Annotated in this window: 21 protein-coding genes and 1 pseudogene; 11 read left to right on the top strand and 11 right to left on the bottom strand. The window is 62.8% G+C overall.

The window, feature by feature from the left end; genetic code table 11:
• Positions 1-215: 215 nt before the first annotated feature.
• On the bottom strand, positions 216-809 hold the full coding sequence (locus EJ071_RS13060; protein ID WP_126098237.1) for a DJ-1/PfpI family protein: 594 nt from the start codon (positions 807-809) through the stop codon (positions 216-218).
• 44 nt (positions 810-853) lie between these two features.
• Positions 854-1,552, bottom strand: coding sequence for a GntR family transcriptional regulator (locus EJ071_RS13055; protein WP_126098236.1), 699 nt, complete (start codon positions 1,550-1,552; stop codon positions 854-856).
• 247 nt (positions 1,553-1,799) lie between these two features.
• On the opposite strand from EJ071_RS13055, the gene EJ071_RS13050 reads away from it, so the two are divergent.
• From EJ071_RS13050 to EJ071_RS13040, 3 genes are all read left to right on the top strand, one after another.
• Positions 1,800-3,026 (top strand): iron-containing alcohol dehydrogenase, encoded by a 1,227-nt coding sequence (locus EJ071_RS13050; RefSeq protein ID WP_126098235.1) that lies wholly within the window; start codon positions 1,800-1,802, stop codon positions 3,024-3,026.
• A 19-nt stretch (positions 3,027-3,045) separates the two neighbouring features.
• Positions 3,046-4,533 carry an NAD-dependent succinate-semialdehyde dehydrogenase gene (locus EJ071_RS13045; protein ID WP_126098234.1) on the top strand — a complete coding sequence of 496 codons (1,488 nt, stop codon included), beginning with the start codon at positions 3,046-3,048 and terminating at the stop codon, positions 4,531-4,533.
• 110 nt (positions 4,534-4,643) lie between these two features.
• On the top strand, positions 4,644-5,357 hold the full coding sequence (locus EJ071_RS13040) for an alpha/beta hydrolase (RefSeq protein WP_348628140.1): 714 nt from the start codon (positions 4,644-4,646) through the stop codon (positions 5,355-5,357).
• A gap of 114 nt (positions 5,358-5,471) precedes the next feature.
• Here EJ071_RS13040 and EJ071_RS13035 read toward each other — a convergent pair whose 3' ends face one another.
• From EJ071_RS13035 to EJ071_RS13015, 5 genes are all read right to left on the bottom strand, one after another.
• Positions 5,472-6,671, bottom strand: a complete 1,200-nt coding sequence (locus EJ071_RS13035) for a mandelate racemase/muconate lactonizing enzyme family protein (protein ID WP_126098232.1) — start codon at positions 6,669-6,671, stop codon at positions 5,472-5,474.
• Positions 6,672-6,680: 9 nt separating this feature from the next.
• A complete protein-coding gene (locus EJ071_RS13030) occupies positions 6,681-7,007 on the bottom strand; it encodes an NIPSNAP family protein (protein WP_126098231.1) in 327 nt (108 codons plus the stop codon).
• A 103-nt stretch (positions 7,008-7,110) separates the two neighbouring features.
• On the bottom strand, positions 7,111-8,469 hold the full coding sequence (locus EJ071_RS13025) for a mandelate racemase/muconate lactonizing enzyme family protein (protein ID WP_126098230.1): 1,359 nt from the start codon (positions 8,467-8,469) through the stop codon (positions 7,111-7,113).
• Positions 8,470-8,532: 63 nt separating this feature from the next.
• Positions 8,533-9,699 (bottom strand): mandelate racemase/muconate lactonizing enzyme family protein, encoded by a 1,167-nt coding sequence (locus EJ071_RS13020; protein WP_126098229.1) that lies wholly within the window; start codon positions 9,697-9,699, stop codon positions 8,533-8,535.
• A gap of 54 nt (positions 9,700-9,753) precedes the next feature.
• Positions 9,754-10,464, bottom strand: a complete 711-nt coding sequence (locus EJ071_RS13015; protein WP_126098228.1) for a GntR family transcriptional regulator — start codon at positions 10,462-10,464, stop codon at positions 9,754-9,756.
• A gap of 215 nt (positions 10,465-10,679) precedes the next feature.
• On the opposite strand from EJ071_RS13015, the gene EJ071_RS13010 reads away from it, so the two are divergent.
• From EJ071_RS13010 to EJ071_RS12985, 6 genes are all read left to right on the top strand, one after another.
• Positions 10,680-12,161: a sugar ABC transporter substrate-binding protein gene (locus tag EJ071_RS13010; protein ID WP_126098227.1), complete on the top strand. Its 1,482-nt coding sequence runs from the start codon at positions 10,680-10,682 to the stop codon at positions 12,159-12,161.
• 77 nt (positions 12,162-12,238) lie between these two features.
• Entirely contained in the window at positions 12,239-13,198 is a 960-nt protein-coding gene (locus tag EJ071_RS13005) for a sugar ABC transporter permease (RefSeq protein ID WP_126098226.1), read from the top strand.
• Positions 13,195-14,088 (top strand): carbohydrate ABC transporter permease, encoded by an 894-nt coding sequence (locus EJ071_RS13000; RefSeq protein ID WP_126098225.1) that lies wholly within the window; start codon positions 13,195-13,197, stop codon positions 14,086-14,088. The genes EJ071_RS13005 and EJ071_RS13000 overlap by 4 nt, the downstream gene beginning before the upstream one ends.
• A 9-nt stretch (positions 14,089-14,097) precedes the next feature.
• The gene (locus EJ071_RS12995; protein WP_126098224.1) at positions 14,098-15,195 is read left to right on the top strand and encodes an ABC transporter ATP-binding protein; all 1,098 of its coding nucleotides are present in this window, start codon (positions 14,098-14,100) and stop codon (positions 15,193-15,195) included.
• A gap of 60 nt (positions 15,196-15,255) precedes the next feature.
• Complete coding sequence (locus EJ071_RS12990; RefSeq protein ID WP_126098223.1) at positions 15,256-16,419, top strand: mandelate racemase/muconate lactonizing enzyme family protein; 1,164 nt, start codon at positions 15,256-15,258, stop codon at positions 16,417-16,419.
• A 23-nt stretch (positions 16,420-16,442) separates the two neighbouring features.
• Entirely contained in the window at positions 16,443-17,192 is a 750-nt protein-coding gene (locus tag EJ071_RS12985; RefSeq protein ID WP_126098222.1) for a ribonuclease activity regulator RraA, read from the top strand.
• Here the strand turns inward: EJ071_RS12985 and EJ071_RS12980 are convergent.
• Genes EJ071_RS12980 through EJ071_RS39375 form a run of 4 tightly spaced genes read right to left on the bottom strand, consistent with a single transcriptional unit; the run spans position 17,189 to position 19,108 of the window.
• Positions 17,189-17,395: a hypothetical protein gene (locus EJ071_RS12980; protein ID WP_245460218.1), complete on the bottom strand. Its 207-nt coding sequence runs from the start codon at positions 17,393-17,395 to the stop codon at positions 17,189-17,191. The genes EJ071_RS12985 and EJ071_RS12980 overlap by 4 nt on opposite strands.
• A gap of 59 nt (positions 17,396-17,454) precedes the next feature.
• Positions 17,455-18,699: an MFS transporter gene (locus tag EJ071_RS12975; protein WP_126098221.1), complete on the bottom strand. Its 1,245-nt coding sequence runs from the start codon at positions 18,697-18,699 to the stop codon at positions 17,455-17,457.
• Positions 18,696-18,977 (bottom strand): MaoC/PaaZ C-terminal domain-containing protein, encoded by a 282-nt coding sequence (locus EJ071_RS12970; RefSeq protein ID WP_245460217.1) that lies wholly within the window; start codon positions 18,975-18,977, stop codon positions 18,696-18,698. Before EJ071_RS12970 ends, EJ071_RS12975 begins: the two co-directional genes overlap by 4 nt.
• On the bottom strand, positions 18,962-19,108 hold the full coding sequence (locus tag EJ071_RS39375; RefSeq protein ID WP_245460216.1) for a hypothetical protein: 147 nt from the start codon (positions 19,106-19,108) through the stop codon (positions 18,962-18,964). The genes EJ071_RS12970 and EJ071_RS39375 overlap by 16 nt, the downstream gene beginning before the upstream one ends.
• Positions 19,109-19,144: 36 nt before the next feature.
• On the opposite strand from EJ071_RS39375, the pseudogene EJ071_RS12965 reads away from it, so the two are divergent.
• Both EJ071_RS12965 and EJ071_RS12960 read left to right on the top strand, forming a co-directional pair.
• Positions 19,145-19,300, top strand: a pseudogene (locus EJ071_RS12965) (acetyl-CoA C-acetyltransferase); the annotation flags it as partial.
• 348 nt (positions 19,301-19,648) lie between these two features.
• On the top strand, positions 19,649-21,640 hold the full coding sequence (locus tag EJ071_RS12960) for a protein-L-isoaspartate(D-aspartate) O-methyltransferase (RefSeq protein ID WP_126098220.1): 1,992 nt from the start codon (positions 19,649-19,651) through the stop codon (positions 21,638-21,640).
• Positions 21,641-21,675: the final 35 nt, after the last annotated feature.

Raw genomic sequence — 21,675 nt, 5'->3', positions numbered from 1 at the left:
GCTTGTAGTCGTAAGCGATACAGCCCACACCGTGCGCTTGAGGTGAGCGAACAGCATCTCCACGCTGTTCCGCGCGGCGCGAGAGCATGCCTGTTAGAGATCAAGCTGATCGGGTTCGCTCAAACTCCAGACCAAACACAGGCTCTTCCCGTCGGGGGAATCGGCGGTAGCGGGCCTCCGCTACCGCCATCAACGCAAGCCATGGAAATCACGGTCTAGCCGTGCCGGATTTCCGTGCCGAGCACCTTCAGGCATTCCCGGATGAAGGCTGCCAGAGCGGTCCAGCCTTTGGCCGAGACCATTGTGCCGTCGACATATGCCTCGGTTGGCGACAGGTCGATATAGGTGCCGCCCGCAAGCGTCACTTCCGGCTCGCAGGCCGCCAGCGCCCCGACCTTCTTGCCGCGCACCACGCCGTCGACCGCGATCAGGATCTGCACGCCGTGGCAGATCGTGAAGATCGGCTTCCTGGCTTCATGGAAATGGCGCACCATCGCCTGAACGCGCTTGTCGGTGCGGATGTATTCCGGTCCGCGGCCGCCGGCGCAATAGACCGCGTCGTACTGATCGAGCTGCTTCTCCGCATCCGCGAACGTCTTGTTGATCAGCGCGTAGTGACCGAGCTTCTCGGTATAGGTCTGGTCGCCCTCGAAGTCGTGCAGCGAGGTCTTGATCAGGTCGCCTGCCTTCTTGTCGGGACAAACGACATGGACCGTGTGGCCGACCGCCTCCATCGCCTGCTGATAGACGTAGATTTCATATTCCTCGGTGAATTCACCGGTCAGCATCAGTATCTTCTTGGCTGGCATGACTTGTCCTTTTCGATTTGGAAGTGGCAAGGCGCGGGACGCGCCTACTCGAAGGCGGGCAGGAGCCTGTCCCGCGAATTCTCAATGTGCACGCGCATCGCCTTCTTGGCGGCGCCCGCATCGCCCGCGGCGAAGGCAGCGAGAATCGCCTCGTGCTCGTCCAGCGCTTCTTCGGTGACGCGCGAATGATACATCAGGCGAAAGATGTGGAAGTGCGTATGCTGGTGGTTCAGCGTCTCGCGGATCAGCTCGTTCTGCGCGAACTCCATGATCTTGTCGTGGAAGATCGCGTCCTGCCGCGCAAAATTCGAATAGCGCAGGCGCTCGTCCTTTCCCACCCGCCGCGCCATGACGCCGGCCGCTTCCCGCAGGATTGCAAGACGCTCGTCATCCAGCGTTGCCGTGGCCTTGGCCGCGGCAGCGGGCTCGAGCAGAAGACGCAGCTCGTAAAGCTCGTCGAACCGGCGTCGCGTGATTTGCGGCGCGGCGCGATAGCCGATCAGGTGAGTCTTCACCACCAGCCCCTCCCCTTCCAGCCGGCCGAGCGCTTCGCGGATAGGCGTGTGAGAGACGTTGAATTCCTTGACCAGATTGTCGACGGTGATCCGCGATCCCGGAGCAATCCTCAGCGACATCAATTGCGCGAAGATTGCTTCATAGACATCCCCGGCCAGACTGTTGGCTCGCTGGATGCGGCCGCTCGTGCGGCCTTCATTGTCAACCGTCAGGTCGGGATTCTGCATCGTATTGCCTCTTGACAGGAGCAAGCCCTACCACGATGCTTGGGTCAATTCAATACTATATCCTATACGATTTAATAGAGGATACGAATGAATGGGCTAGATCCTTTCTGGACGTTGGCTGGCCTCAACGGACCCAGCATGAAACCTGACGCCGAGGGCAGGCCCTTGTCACCAGGCAGGTGTCACCAAGTGGGCCTGCAACGAACTCGATAGCTTAGCCATCAATCTGTTTCGAAGACATCAGTCCATGACCCTGTTTGCCGCCGCGCGCCTGCCGCGCGAAATCCTGTTCGGTAAAGGCCAGCGCCATGCGCTGCCGGCCATTGCCGCGCGATATGGCAGCCGCGCATTCATCTGCACCGACGAACGTCTCTCGAAGACGTCAGAGTTCGCTGAAATCCTCGTCGGGTTGGAGGCTGCCCATGTCGACACGCTCGTCCACGACCAGACCTTGCCTGACGTTCCCCGCGACAGCGTGGGCGGCTGCATTGCGGGGGCGAAAGACTTCAAGCCCGACATGGTGATCGGCATCGGCGGCGGCAGTTGCCTCGACATGGCCAAATGCGCCGCGCTTCTGCTCAGCCATGGCGGCGAGCTCCAGGACTACTATGGTGAGTTCAAGGTGCCGGGTCCCACCCTCCCCGTGATTGCAGTGCCGACCACGGCCGGCACCGGCTCCGAAGTGACACCGGTCGCCGTGATCTCCGATCCGGAGCGGACGCTCAAGGTCGGCATCTCCAGCCCCCATCTGATTGCCGCGGTGGCGCTTTGCGACCCGGATCTGACGGCGACCTGCCCGCCCTCCCTGACCGCCATCGCCGGCGCCGACGCGCTGACGCATGCGATCGAAGCCTTCACCGCCGCAAAACGCGGCGCCGATGCCGATCTGCCGCAACGACATGTCTTCATCGGCAAGAGCGCGCTGACCGATCATTTCGCCCTGCTGGCGATCAGACTTTTGGGCCGCAGCCTCGAAGCAGCCTGTCGTGACGGGTCGAACGAGAACGCGCGCGCCGACGTGATGATGGGCGCGCTGGCCGCCGGCTGCGCCTTCGGCACGGCGGGAACCGCCGCCGCACACGCGGTGCAATATCCGGTCGGCGCGCTCACCCACACGCCGCACGGGCTGGGCGTCGCAACCATGCTTCCCTATGTGATGCGCTATAATCTTTCCACCGCGGCTGCGGAAATCGCCGAGGTCGGCGCTGCTCTCGGCCTGCCTCGCCAGGACGGCAACGCCAATGGACTGGCAGACGCGGCGATCGGCGAAGTTGCCAGACTGTTCAGCGCCATAGGCATCACGCGGACGTTGGCCGAACTGGGCCTTCCCGTGGGCAAGATCGACTGGACGGCCGAGCAGGCGCTCGGCATCGACCGGTTGATCAAGAACAATCCCCGCCCGTTCGACATTGCCGCGATGCGGCGGTTGGTCAGGGCTGCCTATGAGGGCGACATGGCTGCCAGCGCCATGTGAAGGATGGAGCGCGCACCCAATGAACATCTCCCCGGAACTATTCGACCTGGATGCTGACATGTCCGACTACACCACGTTCTCCCACGGGCTCTATATCGGCGGCAAATGGCGGCCCTCATCGGACGGCCGCGTCATCGAAGTGGTCGACCCTTCGACCGAAGCCGTGATCGCGGCGGTTCCCGATGCCACGCTCGCCGACGCCGCTGCCGCGGTCGATGCGGCGGCCCAGGCAGCACCGGGCTGGCGCGAGACTCCACCGCGCAGGCGATCCGAAATCCTGCGGCGCTGCTTCGAGCTGATGACCGAAAGGGCGGAGACGTTGGCCGCGCTGATTTCCCTGGAGAACGGCAAGGCGTTGCGCGACGCGCGCGGCGAAGTCGCTTATGCGGCCGAGTTCTTCCGCTGGAACGCGGAGGAAGCGGTTCGTATCAGCGGCGAATTTGGCCTTGCGCCGTCGGGCGCAAACCGGATCGTCGTCGACTACCAGCCCATCGGCATTTGCGTTCTGATAACGCCCTGGAATTTCCCGGCAGCCATGGCGACTCGCAAAATCGCGCCGGCGCTCGCAGCCGGCTGCACCGTGATCCTGAAGCCCGCCAGCGAGACGCCGCTGACAGCCTATGCGCTTGCAGCGCTCTACGAAGAGGCCGGCGTGCCGCCCGGCGTCGTCAACGTCATCACCACCTCGAACCCCGCCCCGGTGACGGCGGCCATGCTGGCCGACGCGCGTGTGCGGAAGCTCTCGTTCACCGGCTCCACCGGCGTGGGCCGGGTCTTGCTCGCCGAGGCGGCAAAACACGTCATCTCCTGTTCGATGGAGCTTGGCGGCAACGCGCCGTTCATCGTCTTCGACGACGCCGATCTGGAGGCCGCTCTCGACGGCGCGATGATCGCCAAGATGCGCAATGCCGGCGAAGCCTGCACGGCGGCCAATCGGCTCTACGTGCAGGCCGGCATCCATGACGCCTTCGTTGACGGGCTAGCCAAACGCATGGCCGCGCTCAATGTCGGCCCCGGCACGGATTGGGAAACCGAATGCGGCCCGATGATCACCAGGAAGGCGGTCGACAAGATCGATCGCCTCGTCCAGGACGCCGTTGCCCGCGGCGCGAAAATCCTGTGCGGCGGCGCAATTTCTGCAGGCAGAGGTTATTTCTATCCGCCAACGGTGCTGAGCGATGTCCCCGCTGGTGCAGCCATGGCGCATGAGGAGATTTTCGGCCCGGTGGCGCCGATCAGCCGCTTCGAACAAGAGGCGGAAGTAGTCGCAAAGGCGAACGATACCGAATACGGCCTGGCCGCCTACATCTACACGAGCGACCTGGCAAAGGGGATGCGCGTGGCGTCGAAGGTCGAGTCCGGCATGATCGCGCTCAATCGTGGCCTGATGTCGGATCCTGCGGCGCCGTTCGGCGGCGTCAAGCAGAGCGGGCTGGGACGCGAAGGCGGACAGAAGCACGGCATAGCCGAGTTCATGGAGGCGAAATACATCGCCGTGACGATGTGAGCAGAGAGATGCCGAAAGATCCGTTCCGCATCCGTGATCACGTCGTCGAGTTCGACGACATCGTCGCCGAGATTGTCCGCAGAAGCGCGGAGACCAGGGCGAAAGTTCCAATGGTCCCCGATGTCGCCTATGGGCCGGACCCCATCGAAACCGCGGACCTGTTTTTTCCGCAGGGCAGACGCGATCGATTGCCGGTGCACATGTTCATTCACGGCGGCTACTGGCGCATGTTCTCGAAGCGCGACTATTCCTATGTCGCGCAGACCGTCACGAATGCGGGAGCGATCGCAGTCATCGTCGACTATGCGCTGATGCCTGCGGTGAGGATGGCTACGATCGTCGATCAGGTGCGCCGCGCCAGGAATTGGGTGGGCGAGCAAATTGCAAATTACGGCGGCGATCCCGGGCTGCTCACCGTTAGCGGTCACTCGGCCGGGGCGCATCTCGCAACCATGCTCTTCAACGACGGCAGCCGGCCATCAGGCATAAGAGCTGCCATGCTGCTTGGAGGGCTTTACGACCTGAGACCCCTGCAAACCTCCTTCCTCGCCGGTGAGATCGCGATCACGGATGACGAGGCAGGTCGACTTTCGCCGATCGACCATCGCTTTGATCGATCCGTGGCCGTCGAGATCTCGGTCGGAGCCGATGAGACTCCACCCTTCCATAGCCAGGCTGCAGCCTTCACTGAGCATCTGGAGAAGCAAGGACTGACCGTTTCACGCACCAGCCTTGCGGGGGCCAATCACATGAGTAGCGTCCGCGACCTCGGCTTGGCTGGTACGGAGGCTGCGGCATCCTTGGCTCGTGTGTTGACCATTTGAAAATGGTCGGCCTGCCGACACTCGCCTGTCGCTTCGGGCGGACTCGCAATCAATTGCCCAGAATGGCGCTTCTGCTGCGTTGCCTCACCAGCATCTTGAGGGGTCGTAAGTGGTTCAGTCGAAGAAGCCCGCATCCTCTTCCTTAAGATATTTTCTGGCCGCTTCGGCGTCGATATCGAGGCCTAGCCCCGGCGCTTCCAGCAGGTCCACCATGCTGTCCTTCACGATCTGCTGCGGCAGGCCGATGACGAGGTCCTCCCACCAGGGGTCGGAGGCGCTCGGGTATTCGAAGGCGATGTAATTGGCGGGTAAGGTGGCGCAAACATTGATCAACGCGCCGAGGCCGAGCAGGCCGTTCGCTGTGCCGTGCGGCGCCATCAGGATCGAGTGCATATAGGCGTGCTCGGCGACCCATTTGAGCTCGGCAATGCCGCCAATATCGGCGGGATCGGGGCCGATGACGCGCACCGCCTGCGTCTCGATCAGCTCCTTGAAATTGTGCCGCAGGTAGATCTGCTCACCGGTATGGATCGGCGTCGAGGTTGAGGTGGTCAGTTCCCGGTAGGCCTGCGGATTGACCCACGGCACATAGTCGCCGGTCAGCATGTCCTCGAGCCACATCAAATTGTACTTCTCGACCGCGCGGGCGAACTTGATCGCGTCGGGCAGCATCCAGCCCGGGCCGCAGTCGAGCGCCAGGCTGACCTTGTCGCCCAGCACTTCCTTCATCGCGATGACGCAGTCGAGCATGTGATTGAAGCCGCGCTCGCTGATCACGCCCTGATCCATGGCGCCGTGATAGCCGGCCTTCTTCTGCGTAACGCCGTAATGGAAGCCCTCGACAGAGTCCTTCATGTTGGAGTGGAACGAGATTCCCTGCTTGATCATGAAGAAGTTCTGCGGCTGCTCCATCATCCATTTGACGTCGGCGGCGTAATCCTCCGGCCGGTCGCCCGTGCGCTTGCGGCGGATCGAGCCGTTATAGACGCGCACCTTGTCGCGCACCTTACCGCCGAGCAGCTTGTAGACCGGCACGCCCGCTGCCTTGCCGGCAATGTCCCACAGCGCATGGTCGATAGCGCTTACCGCCGCGCCATAGGGCTTGAAAGAACCGCGTTGGCGGATCTTCAACATCACCCGCTCGACGTCGGTCGGATCCTCACCGATCAGCGCCTCGCGGAAATGCAGCACAAAGGGTTTGAGGTAGGTCTTGGTGAACTCGACTTCGCCGAGGCCATAGAGCCCCTCATCGGTGACGATGCGAACGATGGGGTGCTTGCCGATGACGGCGCAGCGCAGGTCGGTGATCTTCATGGCGCAGTCCTATTTCACAGACGAGAAAGCTGTCGGCGTGAGCAACTGGCTGCTGATATTGGCAATGATCTGCCCGTCGCGCTCAGACTCGTCCCGGGCCCTGTGCCATGCCGGATCGGTGACGAAAGCCGCCCATTTCGCCTCACGCTCGGCCAGCGATTCCCAGGCGAGGAAATAGGTGAGGCGATTGCTGTTTTCGCCGATCGCCGTGGTGAAAAACCCGGCTTGGCGGATGCCATGCCTCCCCCAGATGGCCAGCGTTTGGTCGGAAAAGCGCTTGAGCAAAGCCGGCAGCCTGCCCGGCAGGCAGTCATAGATACGCAGTTCGTAGATCATGGTTTCGTCCGTTTCTTTCTTCGCCTCTCCCTTGGGAGAGGTCGACGCGAATGGTCGGTCGTTGGCCCTGTGAGCCTGGGGGGAATGAGGGTACGGGTCTGGGCTAACTCCAGGTCCGGTCCCAGCTATATTCATTGTCCCAATGCTCGGTGGATTGCCATATCCCCGTGACACCGGGCTGCAGATGCTGGCTGATCACCTCGTCGACCACATCGTCTATGCCCAGCCCCGGCTTGTCGGGCACGGTTATGAAGCCGTCCTTCACCAGCGGCTTGGGCAGGCCGGTGACGATGTCGTCCCACCAGTCGACATCGGCGGAGTGGTATTCGAGCGCCATGAAGTTCTCGGTCGCGGTCGCGACATGCGCCGCGGCCATCGCGGCGATCGGGCTTTCCGCCATGTGGATGGCCATGGCGACGCCGTGGTCCTGCGCCATGTCGCCGATCTTCTTGGTCTCGAGGATACCGCCGCTGGTGAGCAGGTCCGGGTGGATGACGGAAAGGCCGCCGCTCTTGAGCAGAGGCTCGAAGGCCTCCTTGAGGTAGATGTCCTCGCCGGTGCAGATCGGCACCGAGGTCGCCTGCTGCAGCAGTCGGTACTGCTCGGTATACTGCCAGGGAATTACGTCCTCGAGCCAGGCAGGGACGTATTTCTCGATGCGGCGCGAGAGGCGGATGCCGTCCTGCAGCGAGATGTGGCCGACATGGTCGATGGCTAAAGGGATCTCGTAGCCGATGACCTCACGAACCTCGTGGATATACTGCTCGAGCAGGTCGATCCCCTTTTCGGTGAAATGCAGGCCCGTGAACGGGTGCTGCACGTTCTGCGCGTCATAGGCGAGGTTGCGGGCCTTGCGCTCCTCGAACGAGCCGCCGCGGCCGCGCGGATTGCCGTGAAACCCTTCGAGCACGCCGGCGGGCGCGACCACGGCGCCCGGGATATGGGCGATCTGCATTAAGCCCAAGTCCATCTTGAGGAAGGTGAAACCGCGGTTCATGCGCTCCTCGAGGCGCTTTCCGGTTTCGGTGCCGCTCGGCTTCTCCGCGTCGGTATCGCAATAGACGCGCACATGATCGCGAAACTTGCCGCCGAGCATCTGGTAGATCGGCACGCCATAAGCCTTGCCGGCAAGATCCCATAGCGCGATCTCGACCGCCGACACGCCGCCGCCTTGCCGCCCATGTCCGCCGAACTGTTTGATGCGGCGGAACAGGCGGTCGATGTCGCAGGGATTCTCGCCAAGCAGCCGGCTCTTTAGCATCAGCGCAAAGGTGGCGCTGGCGCCGTCGCGCACCTCGCCAAGCCCGACGATACCCTGGTTGGTGTAGATCTTGAGCAGCGCGGAGGTGAAAGGCGCGCCGACGATTTCGGCCACCCGCAAGTCGGTGATGCGAAGCTCGGACGGCCTGGAATTCGCGTTGATGCGATTGAGAGCCTCGTCGGCTCCACTCGTATTTGGCATGATTTGTCCTCTTTCCGCTCGGAGTGACCTGCCGCCCCGCCCGCTGGCCTGCTTTAAGCAGTGCTAGCCCAGCTCGATCTCATGGGCCTGCAAGTAGTCGCGGTTCATCTCGACACCGAGACCCGGCCTCGACGTCAGCTTGAGGCTGCCGTTCGAAACGTCGAGCGGTGCGTCGATGAGGTGATCGTATTTGGAGAGGTTCCACTCCGACGTTTCGAGCTTGTAGAAGTTGGGAACCGTCATCATCACCTGCGCTCCCGCGACCACGTTGATCGGTCCCGCGGCGTCGTGCGGCGAGACCGGGACGTAATAGGCTTCGCATAGGGCGGAAATCTTCTTGAGCTCGGTAATGCCGCCGGTCCAGGTGACGTCGGGCATGATGTAGTCGGCGAGCTTGTTCTCGAGCACCGGCACGAAATCCCACTTCGTGTGGCCGCGCTCGCCCCACGAGATAGCGGCACTGACCTTCTCGCGCACCTGCTTGAGGGCGTTAAGGCTCTCGGGTGGGCAGGGCTCCTCGAACCAGTCGATCTGGCCGGCTTCCTCGAGACTCCGACAGAGGCGAATGGCGGTGGGGACGTCGAAGCGGCCATGCGCATCGATCAGGATGTCGACATCAGGGCCCGCCGTTTCCCGGATCAGGGCCGTGAGTTCGGCCGCCTCGCGCTCATCCTTGCGTGTCATGCTGCCATCGAGGTAGCCGTCCCGCCGTTCGCGGGGCACGCCATCGACGCTGCGGCCCTGGTGGGGGAAAGGATCGAACTTGAGCGCGGTGTGTCCGGACTCGACGATGTCGTGAATTTCGCGGACCACGGCCTCCTTGCTGGTGAACTTGGCCTGATTTGGATGGGTGTAGAGGGCGATCTCATCGCGTACCGGCCCGCCAAGCAGCTCGTAAATCGGCTTGCCGAGGACTTTGCCTTGTATGTCCCAGAGGGCTATGTCGATGGCGCTCACGCATTCGACGGCGGCGCCGCGGCTGCCCATGTAGGTGAAGCTGCGGAAAATCTTGTGCCAGAGATACTCCATACGCGCCGGGTCCTCGCCTGTCACGGCGACGCCGATCTGCCGCAGGATCGTGCAGAGCGCGCGGTTGGCGAGTTTTGTCGTGGTGGTGATTTCTCCCCAGCCGCTCACCCCCTCGTCGGTCGTCACTTCGACGAACAGGTACTCTCCCCAATAAGAAGCGTCGGACTTGATCAGCCACGGCCGAATGCTCGTGATTTTCATCTCATCTACCTTTGTCCGAAGTGGTCAGGATAACGATGTTCTGGACCGGATGTTCTATCCGGCCCGAGCGGCATTGCGCGCACGCATGTGTTCGAGGATGTGCCGGCCGGAGCCCTCGACATGGCGAGCAACGAGTTCGGCCGCCTTGTCGGCATCTCCCGCCTTCACGAGCGCGATGAGCTCGCGGTGCTCGCGAAGGATCGCGGCACGTCGCGCCAGCGTGAAATCGAAACGCCGGCTCACGGCTCGCAGCACTTCGCGATGCTTCCACCAAAGCTCGGCGGCATGGCGGTTGTAGTGCCGCTGGTACATGACGGTGTGGAAGGCGGTATCCAGCTCACTGTGCCTGAACGTGTCGGCGAAGTTGTTTTCCTCAATCAGGCCTTGAAGACGTTCGAGTTCCGCGATGTCCTCGCCGGTGGCCATGTTCACGAACCATCGCGTCAGGGCCGGCTCGATCAAAACGCCGATCTCATAGATATCGCGGACAAATTCCTGATCTATGGGTCGCACGCGCGCCCCGCGGTTGGGGGCAAAGATGACGAAGCCCTCGCCGCGCAACAATTGCAGGGCCTCGCGCACGGGGTTGGTCGAGGTGCCGTGACGCCGGGCAAGATCGGCGACCACAAGCCGCTCGTTGGCGGCCAGCCGTCCCTCGATGATGTCTTCCCTGATCAATTCATAAAGCGAGGCGCCCTCGCTGGAGGCCCCTATGGGGTCAATCCCCGCGGGTGGCTCCGCTTTAAAATCGCTCGTTTCCGCCAAGGCAGTTCCCCCAATTCAGCACACACCCTGCCCTATATCACGCTCGACTTCGATAAAACAATGTACGATTCTGCTCGTTGACAGGCAATCTGTGATCTGAAAACGTACAAAGTGGTCGAAGGGATACATAGAACCGGAAAATGTCCCGCGATCGAATGAGCAAGGACCGCTTGCCTCGACGCAGAGCGGCATGGGAGAGAACCTGGAGGAGACCTATGAGGAGGATTACACTCGGCGGTGCCGTCCTGCGTGGCACTGTCTCGACGGCTTTAATGGCATCGTTGATGTCGGCCTCGGCGCTGGGTGCGCCGCCGGTCGACCTGAGCAAGTGGTCGCCGGAATATGTGCGCTCGATTGCGGGCACACAGGATTTTGACACGGCGGCCGATTGCGGCAAGGTCACCCCGCTCGACTACAAGGGACGACTGACTTTCTGGTACCAGGGCGTGTTCGAGGGTGACCCCGACCTTCTGCGCCAATACTACAAGGATTTCTTCGAGACTTTCCGCAAGACCTATCCGAACATCCAGCTCGAGGAACAGGCCCTCACCTATAACGACCTTCTCGACAAGTTCCGCACGGCGCTGCTCGGCAATGCCGCGCCGATGGCGGTCCGCCTGCAAATCCTGGGCGGCACCGAGTTCGCCTCAAAGGGCTACCTGCAGCCGCTCAAGCCCGAGGACGTCGGGTATTCGACCGAGGACTTCTGGCCCGGCGCCATGAAGGCGGTTACCTGGGACGGGGTGACCTACGGCATCCCAACCAACAACGAAACGATGGCGTTCATCTGGAATGCCGACATTTTCAAGCGCGCGGGCCTCGATCCGGACAAGGCTCCGGCGACCTGGGACGACGTGGTCAAGTATTCCAAGCAGATTCACGACAAGCTCGGCATTTCCGGTTACGGTCTGGTGGCGCGCAAGAATGCCGGCAATACGCCGTACCGCTTCATGCCTCAGTTATGGGCCTATGGCGGCGGCGTCTTCGACGAAGCCACGGCGAACCCGACCTATAAGGACATTGAGCTTAACAGCCCGCAGAGCAAGGCGGCGCTGCAGGCCTCCTATGACATGTATGTTCGCGACAAATCGGTTCCGGTTTCGGCGCTCACCAACCAGCAGGCCGACAACCAGCCCCTGTTCCTCGCCGGCCAGCTCGGCATGATGATCTCGCACCCGTCCGACTACAACGTCATGCTCGACCTGCAGAAGAAGGCGACCGGTCCCGACAAGGAGAAGGCGCAGACCGTCATCGACAACATGCGCTACGGCCTCATTCCGACGGGTCCCGACGGCAAGCGCGCCGTCGTGTTCGGCGGTTCGAACATTCACATCCTGAAGCCTGAATATGTCGAGGGCGGCAAGGTGGACGAGCCGGCGGCAAAGGCCATCATCTGCATGTGGACGAGCCCCGAATGGTCGCTGAAAATGGCCTATGCCGGCTCGAACCCCGGCAACCTCAACGGCTTCAAGACCAAATGGATGAAGGAGCGTCTGGACAGCATCAAGTTCCTCGATGTCACGACCTCGATGCTGCCATATGGCATCCCGTTCCCGGCCCTGCCGCAGTCGCCCGAGATCATGAACATCATCGTTCCGGACATGCTGCAGAATGCCCTGACCGGAGCGATGACTGTCGACCAGGCGGCGGACGATGCGGCCAAGAAGGTAAAGGACCTGATGGGCGGCGGACTCTAGCAGAAACCTGACCTGCGATCTCACCGGCTGCGCCGACAACGCAGCCGGTTCGTTCCGAAGAACAAGGGCACGCCAAAGTGACGATCGTGAGCGGCAGGACCGAGGTTCGCCGAAAATTGCAACCTGGCTGGTCCGGTCTGCTACGAAAGATGTGGGAGCATCGCGCCGACTACGCGTATGTGCTCCCCGCGATCGCCGTGATGCTGATCGTCATCGCCTATCCGATCTACTACACGATCGAGCTGTCCTTCTTCAACACGCCGCCCGGCCTGCAGCTCCGCGATAAGATCTTCGTCGGCTTCAACAACTACACGGCCATCCTTAAAAGTGAGGTGTTCTGGAAAGTCACCTGGAACACCCTTGTCTGGACAGTGGGATCCACCTTCATCTCCTTCGTCCTGGGGTTTGCCACAGCGCTGGCGCTCCATCGCGACTTTGTCGGCCGCGGTATCCTGCGCGCCATCCTGATCATCCCCTGGGTCATCAGCGCGGTCGCCGCGTCCTATATCTGGAAATGGATCTACCATTCGGACTTTGGCATCATCGGCGCGATCCTGGTCGAGCTCGGATTGGCCGACCGGCCGCCGAATTTCATCGACAGCGTCGGCACGGTGCTGCCCTCCCTGATCGTCGTCAATATCTGGCGCGAGTTTCCGTTCGCCATGATCATGATGATGGCCGGCCTGCAGACCGTCCCTGACCAGTTGCTGCGCGCCGCGAAAGTCGACGGGGCCAACGCATGGCAGCGCTTCTGGCACGTCACCTTCCCGCATCTGAGGAACGTCTCGACGGTGACGATCCTGCTGCTGGCCGTGGCCAACTTCAATTCCTTCATCATCCCCTGGATCATGACCGGCGGCGGGCCGTCGAACGCATCGCATATCTGGATCACCCACATCTATGAGCTCGCCTTCGGCCGCCAGCGCTGGGGGGTGGCATCGGCCTATTCGGTGCTTCTGTTCCTCATCCTGATGACGCTCGGCTACTTCTACGTCCGCGCGCTGAGCGGCAACGAGCGGAAGGTCGGGAGCGCATGAGCACGATTGCCGAGACAACCTCTCGAGGCCAGCCCAGTCGCCGCCGCGCGCGCGTCGACGGATGGCGGTGGGGCGGGCGCTTCTTCCTGGTGTTCATGCTGCTTTACACCGCGTTGCCGATGGTCTGGATGCTGCTCACCTCGATCAAGTCCGGCTTCGCGGCAATGCAATTCCCGCCGCAATGGTGGCCCGACCAGCCTACCCTCGCCAGCTACCAGAAGCTGCTCGATCCGCAGAACAGCGTCGGCCAGGACTTCCTCCGCTTCTTCTGGAACAGCCTTTTCGTCTCGACCGCCACGACCATCCTTTCGGTGATCGTGGCGGTTCCTGCGGCCTACGCGTTTTCGCGCTTCACCTTCCCCGGCCGGAACTTCCTGTTCTTCGCCGTGTTGCTGCGCAACATGTTCCCGGCGGTAATCTTTCTCGTGCCGCTCTTCATCCTGATGCGCGCGATCGGGTTGGTGAACACGCATGGTTCGCTTGTTCTCACCTACCTCACCTTCGGCCTGCCGCTGGCAATCTGGCTCCTCAAGGGCTTCTACGACAACATTCCGGTGCAGCTCGAGCAGGCGGCGCGCATTGACGGGGCGACGCGGCTGCAAGCCTTCATCCTGATCGTGATGCCGCTCTCGGCGCCTGGCATCATCGCCACGGCGATCTATTCCTTCATCGGCGCGTGGAACGAGTACATCTACGCCTACACCTTCCTCTCCAAGAACGAACAGTTGACGCTGCCGGTCGGCATCCAGCGCTTTTTCTCGGAAAACACGACGGACTTTCCGGGCCTGATGGCGGCTAGCTTCATGATGAGCGTGCCCGTCGTGGTGCTGTTCCTCGTCCTGCAACGATACTTCGTACGCGCCCTGACGGAAGGCGCGGTCAAGCATTAGGAGTTGCCGATGGCCCACGTGGTCCTAAAAGATCTCGTCAAGACCTATGGCGGCTTCAAAGCGGTCAACGAGGTTTCGCTGACGGTCAATGACGGCGAATTCGTTGCGCTGGTCGGCCCTTCGGGCTGCGGCAAGACAACGACGCTCAATCTCGTCGCGGGTCTGACCTCGATCACATCGGGCGACATCGTCATCGGAGACCGGGTGGTCAACGACCTCGACCCTAAGGACCGGGACATCGCAATGGTGTTCCAGAACTACGCGCTCTATCCGCAAAAGTCGGTCTATATGAATCTCGCGTTCCCGCTGCAGATGCGCAAACTGCCCAAGGACGAGATCGACAAGAAGGTCAGGGAAGCGGCGCGCGTGCTCGACATGACGCAGCTGCTCGAGCGCAAGCCGCGCGAACTTTCGGGCGGGCAACAGCAGCGCGTGGCCCTGGGCCGCGCCCTCGTTCGAGATCCGGCGGTGTTCCTGATGGACGAGCCGCTCTCCAATCTCGACGCAAAGCTGCGCGTGCAGATGCGGTCCGAAATCAAACGGTTCCATCAGGACCTGAAGGCGACGATCATCTATGTCACGCACGACCAGCTCGAGGCCGTGACCATGGCGGACAGGATGGCTGTGATGAATGGCGGCTACCTGCAGCAATACGATTCGCCGGCGCAAGTTTTCGCCCATCCCGTAAACATGTTCGTCGCGAGCTTCGTGGGCAGCCCGGCGATGAGCCTTATTCCGCTGGAGGCATCGACGGCAAACGGCGACACCGTTCTGACGAGCGCGGAAGGCTGGAGCCTCGAGCTGTCGCAACTCAACGCGCGCAAGGTCCAGAGAGCGGCCACCAAAAAGGTCGTGCTCGGTGCGCGGCATTCGACGATCAAGCTGCACAAGAGCGCGGTCGCCGGCGCCATTCCGGCCAAGGCCTATACGGTGGAACCGACCGGAGACGTCACCTTCGTGCAAGCGTTCCTCTCCGGCGCCATCGTCAACATCAGCGTGTCCCCCAACATCGCCGTCATACCTGACGAACAGATCTGGCTCGAGTTCGACCAGGAGCGCATGCACCTGTTCGACGGCGAAACCGAAATGGCCCTCAATGCCAACTGAAACTGGGCCAACTGAGACTGGGCCAACTGAGACGAGGATGCGTGTGGAACGTGGGCACGAATGACTACGAAACTTAAGATCACCGCGATCAAGCCCTACCCGGTGTGGGTGGGAACTCGTAACCAGATGCTCGTCAAGGTCGAGACCGACCAGGGCATCTTCGGCTGGGGCGAGAGCGGCTTGAGCGGTCGCGAGAGGGCCGTGGCCGGCGCGATCGAGCACTACCGCGAGTTTCTCATCGGCCGCGACCCGATGCGGATTGGCCGCATCTGGCAAGAGCTTTACCGCAGCCAGTACTTCGAAGGCGGGCGAGTCCTGCAGGCGGCGATTTCCGCCATCGACATCGCCCTTCACGACATCAAAGGCAAGGCGCTGGGGGTGCCGGTCTACGAGCTGCTCGGCGGCATGCAGCGCGACCGCATCCCCACCTTCGCCTCGACCGGAGACGAGGCCGAGGGCGACGCGGCCATCGAACGAGCCCGTGAACTGCGCGCGCAGGGGTGGCAGGCGATCCGCTTCTTCCCCGTAGGGCAGAGCAGCAGGGACATATTCGAGCCGCGCGAGTCGATAGGCGCTACCGCGAATATGCTGAACAAGGCGCGCGAGGCGCTGGGCGAGGACGTCGTCCTCGGCATCGACTACCATCATCGGCTGTCGGTGGCCGAGGCGGCGAGCTTCTGCAACAAGCTCGGTCGCGGCGTGCTTGATTTCCTCGAGGAGCCGATACGCGACGAGACGCCGGAGGCCTACGAATCCCTGCGCAGGATGACAGACATCCCCTTTGCCATCGGCGAGGAATTTGCCAGCAAGTGGCAGTTCCTGCCCTATATCGAGCGCGGCATCCACCAGTTCAACCGGCTCGACGTCTGCAATGTCGGCGGGCTGACCGAGGCAATGAAGGTCGCCGGCTGGAGCGAGGCGCATTATGTGGACCTGATGCCACACAATCCCCTCGGTCCGGTGTGCACGGCCGCGACCGTGCATCTCGCCGCCGCGGTGCCCAACTTCGCCTGGCTCGAGACCAGGGCGCCCGAAAGGAAGCTGGGCTTCGACAATTCCGACTTCTTCCCCATGCAACCACGGCTCGACGGGACCGATTATCCGGTCAGCGATCTGCCGGGACTCGGCGTTGAGATCAACGAAGCGGCGATCCAGGCGGAGAGTTTCCGTTTCTGGGAGGCGCCCCACCTCAAGCGCCGCGACGGTTCTGTTACGAACTGGTAGCTCAATTTCAACCGGAGTCCACCATGACGCATACTCCCGACATCACCCGGCCGCCCAGAGACCTGATCGACGCGCTAAGGGAGATCGGTGCCGCGACGGTTGCCGGCACGCTTGGCCACATGGGCTTCCGCAATCCGCACATGGTCGGTCCGGTGGCGCAGAACCACGGGAAGTCGATCGTCGGGCCGGCGCTGACGCTGCAATTCATGCCGCAGCGGCCGGACCTCTTCACCGAGGGGGAATATGCAGATCCAGAGACGCAACTGCACCGGCACGTGCTCTATCACGCGCAGGAGGGTGATGTGGTCGTGGTCGACGCTCGCGGCGACATGAGCTCCGGCGTCTTCGGCGATATGATGTCGACGTATTTCAAGGGCAGAGGCGGCGCGGGCATCGTCATCGACGGATGCATGCGCGACCGGCCCAATGTCGAAAAGCTCGATCTGCCCCTGTGGCTGCGCGGCTGGACGCCAAATTATCATGTGCAGACCAGCATTTATCCCAATGCCGTCAACGTGCCGATTGCCTGCGGCGGGGTCACGGTGATCCCCGGCGACATCATCGTCGCCGACGATGACGGGGTGGTGGTGGTTCCAGTCGCAATGGCCCCGAAGGTGATCGAAGAAGCGAAGAAGCATCACGATTGGGAGGACTTCTCGCGAGAGAAGCTGATGCAGGGCGCGCCGTTGCAGCGCTACTATCCGCTGCATGACGATGCCCGCGGAGAGTACGAGGAGTGGCGCAAGACGAACCGCTTGGAGAACCCGCGTTAGCGGGTTGACGGGATGCGGGAATTCGCCGCCAGCAGCCCGGTGTTGATCGCCTCCTCCACCTGGTTGCGCAACTGGACCCAAAGCGGTGCGGCCTCGTCGCGGTTGAGCTGGACCTTGGAGCCGATCGAGCGGAACGCTTCGGCGGCGGCGGCATCTTCCTGGTCACAACGAGGACGCCCACGCATTCTGGTCATCTGTTCCATTCGGTCTTCAGCCCGCCGCAAAATCATTTGCCGCGACTCAAAATAGCGGCAGCGCCTCCCTAACGGAGACCGCCAGCCATTTTCACGCTCTCCGGCAAATTTCGCAACCACAGCATGGCGATCGCTCCAAGAGCCGGGCCGGGAACCAGCAGCAGGAAGGCCCATCGCCAGCCGCCGATGAAGTCGGCAAAGCGCGGCGTCAGCCAGATCGCGAGCACCGTCAGCGCAAAGCCAGCTCCAAGCTGCACCGACAGAGCTGTGCCGACGAAGCGGCGGTCGCCGAGTTCCGTCACAGCGGCGGAGAATTGCGCCGAATCGCCGATCACCGAAATGCCCCAGATGATGGCGACCAGCATGAAGAGCCAGAGCGGACCGGGGAACAAAAAGCCCATCAGCAGCGCGCAGCTTCCCGAGACGATCATCATGCCGGCGGTGGTCGCTGTACGGCCGATGCGGTCCGAAAGATAGCCGCCCAACAGGCAGCCAAGGATGCCGGAGGCGACGACGAAGAAGGTCGAAAGCGAGGCGGCCGCGGCCGATCCGATCGCCTGCGCCTCGAACGCGGCGCGCGTATAGGCGAGCAGCCAGGCCCACATGGCGTAGAGCTCCCACATGTGCCCGAGATAACCGAGATTGGCCAAGAGCAGTGGCCGCTCGCGAAACACCTGCCCGATGCGCGAAGGCTCGAACACCGCCTTGCCGAAGGGATAGGGCCCTTCCCTGGCAAAAAGCAAGAATAGCAGCGCGCCGATGGCCGTCGCCACGCTGGCGGCGGCAACCACCGGCCGCCAGTCGAGCGCGGTCAGGATGGCGCGGAAGAGATGCGGCAGCGCCGAGCCGATGGTCAGCGCACCGATGACCGCGCCGAGCGCCAGCCCCCTGTCGCGCGCGAACCAGGTTGCCACCAGCTTCAGCGCCGGCGGATAGACGCCGGCGAGCGCCATGCCGGTGACGATGCGCGCGGCGATCACGCCGCCCGGCCCAAGGTTGAGCAGCAGGCTTGTATTGGCGAGCGCCGCAACAAATGCCGCCGCCGCCATGAGACGGCTGAGCCGCACCAGGTCGGGAAGGTTGACCATGCTCGCGGCCAGCGCGCCGATCACGAAGCCTACCTGAACGCCGTTGGTCAGCCAGGCCTCGGCGTCGGGACCGAGCGCGAGCTCCTGCTTCAGCTCTGGCAGGATGGCGGTCGCCGAAAACCAGGTTGTCAGCGACAGTACGACCGCCAGGCAAAGCAGCGACAACACGCGCCAGCGTTCGCCGTCGTCGGCTATGCCAGCCTGGCTGTCGTCCGCCGCGCTCATGCGCCTTGCAGCGGCACGGTGAACACCGTCGCGGTGCCGGTGAGACAAAGCTCGCCCTGGCCATTGCGCACGCTGGTCTCGATCTTGCAGATCGGCTTGTCGGGGCGCACTTCCTTGACCTCCACCCGCCCGGTGATCTCCTCGTCAACGCCGACCGCCTTGACGAACTTCCAGGCGACTTCAAGAAACACCGTCCCTGGCCCGGGCAAATCCTCCACGACCAGTGCATTGAGAATACCAGAAATGACGCCACCCTGGACGATCAGCTTGCCGAACACCTCTCGGCCAGCGCGCGGTCATAGTGCAGCGGATTGCGGTCGCGCGGGTCGAAGCCGTTCGCCAGCGAAAAGCGCGCAAGCTTGGACGATTGGAACGCGCCCGGCGCCGGCGCCCAAAGCACGGATGACATGGATTTCCTCCCGCAATGCAGGCCGGGCTCGATGGCGGCGGCGCCATCGCGCTCGGCCACCCGCTGGCGGGATCCGGCTGCCGCATCGTGGTGACGCTGCTCCACGAGATGATCCGGCGCCGAGCGAAGAAAGGCCTGGCCTCGCTCTGTATCGGCGGCGGCCAGGGCGTGGCGATCTGCCTGGAGCGGTGAGCCTGGAGCATCGAGCAACGCTTGAAGCCGAAGCGAAGGATGCGCTTGGCGTCCGCTTTAGGCCCCCACCCCTTAGAAACATCGATCAGGGCTATCGCCTAGCCGGCGACATCGCCGAAGGCGCCGCTGCTACCCTTCCTTGCCGTTTTTTGTACGCCGAAGGAACCAACCGCGCGCCTGCTGGTTCGAAAGGCATCCAGCGGAGCCTTGCCATGCCCGGGCGCAACCGAAAATCCTCGCCGACACGGAACGTGGAGGCGCGGGCAGCCGGCCGGAGCGATGGAGGCCCGCTGATGAGACTGCTGCAGGCGCTTGCGATTTCATCGCCTTGACCAGTTGAGGAAGCACATGCTCGACCTGTCCCGCGAACGCCGTCGAATGGTCGATGTCCATCTCAGCCGCCGCGGCATCCACGACCGGGAGATCCTGCAAGCGATGCGGGAGGTTCCGCGCGAAGCTTTCGTGGATCCTGGCTTCGAAGAATTCGCCTATGAGGACGGACCGCTGCCGATTGCCGAGGGCCAGACGATATCGCAGCCCTATATCGTCGCGTTCATGCTGGAGATGGCTGGGATCGGCCCCGGCGATCAGGTCCTCGAAGTCGGCACAGGGTCCGGCTACGCAGCCGCCGTGATGAGTCGCATCGTCGATCATGTCTATACGATCGAGCGGCACGCAGGCCTCGCCGAGACTGCTAGACGCCGCTTCGATAAGCTCGGCTATCGCAACATCGAGGTCAGGACGGGCGACGGCACCAAGGGCTGGCCCGAAGCGGCGCCCTTCGATGCCATCATCGTCGCGGCGAGCGGACCGGGCGCGCCGCTTGCGCTGCAGCAGCAGTTGGACGTCGGCGGCAGGCTGATCATTCCGGTCGGGGAGGATCCTGAAGAGCAGCGCCTGCTCAAGGTCACCCGCACGGGCGCGTCGACTTATAGCGAAGAAGATTTCGGAGCGGTGCGCTTTGTCCCCTTGATCGGCGAAGAAGGCTGGCGGGAGGACAACCGGATCCGCACCGGCCGTGCCCCCTCGCATTTGCCGACGCGGAGCCTGCCGCAGATGATCGCCGCGGCGGCCGAACCGCTTCCGGATTTCGATGATCCGGCCTTTGCGGGAGCCTTCGACCGCTTTGCGGAGCGGCGGCTCGTGCTGCTCGGCGAAGCCAGCCACGGCACGTCCGAATTCTACCGGGCACGAGCTGCGATCACCAGGAGGCTGATCGAGAAACATGGCTTCACGATCGTTGCGGTTGAAGCCGACTGGCCCGATGCCGCGGCGATCGACCGCTATGTGCGTCACCGCAGACATTCGCCCGCAGCCGTCCGGCCGTTCCAGCGGTTCCCGACCTGGATGTGGCGCAACATCGAAGTTGCGGCGTTCGTGGACTGGCTGCGCAACCATAATCGGAGGATCAGAACATCAAAGCGTCAGGCCGGCTTCTACGGCCTCGACATCTACAACATGAGCGGTTCCATTGCCGCGGTCCTCGACTATCTGGACCGCGTCGACCCTGAAGCGGCGGCGATAGCCCGACAGCGCTATGGCTGCCTGACCCCGTGGCAGAAAGAGCCTTCGACCTATGGTCGCGCGGCGCTCACCAGCGGCTACAGGGAATGCGAGGAAGCGGTCCTCAAGCAATGCCGGGACATGCTGGCAAGGCAGATCGAGCATGCCGGCGAGGACGGCGCCGAGCTTTTCGACGCCGCGCAGAACGCGCGGCTTATCGCTTCCGCCGAACGCTACTACCGCATCATGTACTATGGTGGGTCGCAATCCTGGAACCTGCGCGACACGCACATGTTCGAGACGCTACAACATATTCTCGAAGCGCGCGGCCCAAGTGCGAGAGCTGTGGTGTGGGCGCACAATTCCCATATCGGCGACGCGCGCTACACCGATATGGGAATCTCACGCGACGAGGTGAATATCGGTCAGCTCTGCCGTCAGCGGTTCGGCGATGAGGTCGCCCTCATCGGCTTCGGGACGCATACCGGCACGGTCGCTGCCGCCAGGGATTGGGACGGCGACATGGAAGTCATGTCCGTGCAGCCTTCGCGCGAAGACAGCTATGAGCGACTTTGTCACGACGCCGGCATCGCCCGTTTCCTGCTCGATCCTGGAAGCGATCCAGTCCTTCGTGACCGGCTGATCGAACGTCGGCTGGAACGCTTTATCGGCGTGATCTATCGGCCGGAAACGGAACTGCACAGCCACTATGCCGATGCCTCCCTTGCGCGGCAGTTCGATGCCTTCGTCTGGTTCGACGAGACCACCGCCGTGGCGCCGCTCGGGCCTGAGCACGCGGTGCGCGGCGTGCCGGAGACCTATCCGTTCGGGGTCTAGACTTCGGCACATGTTGGCCACGTATTTTTTCCTGC

Source organism: Mesorhizobium sp. M1B.F.Ca.ET.045.04.1.1 (assembly GCF_003952465.1).
Lineage (GTDB): Bacteria > Pseudomonadota > Alphaproteobacteria > Rhizobiales > Rhizobiaceae > Mesorhizobium > Mesorhizobium shonense.
Note: the sequence above shows the minus strand (reverse complement) of the source record. Positions and strands in the feature narration are given on the sequence as shown.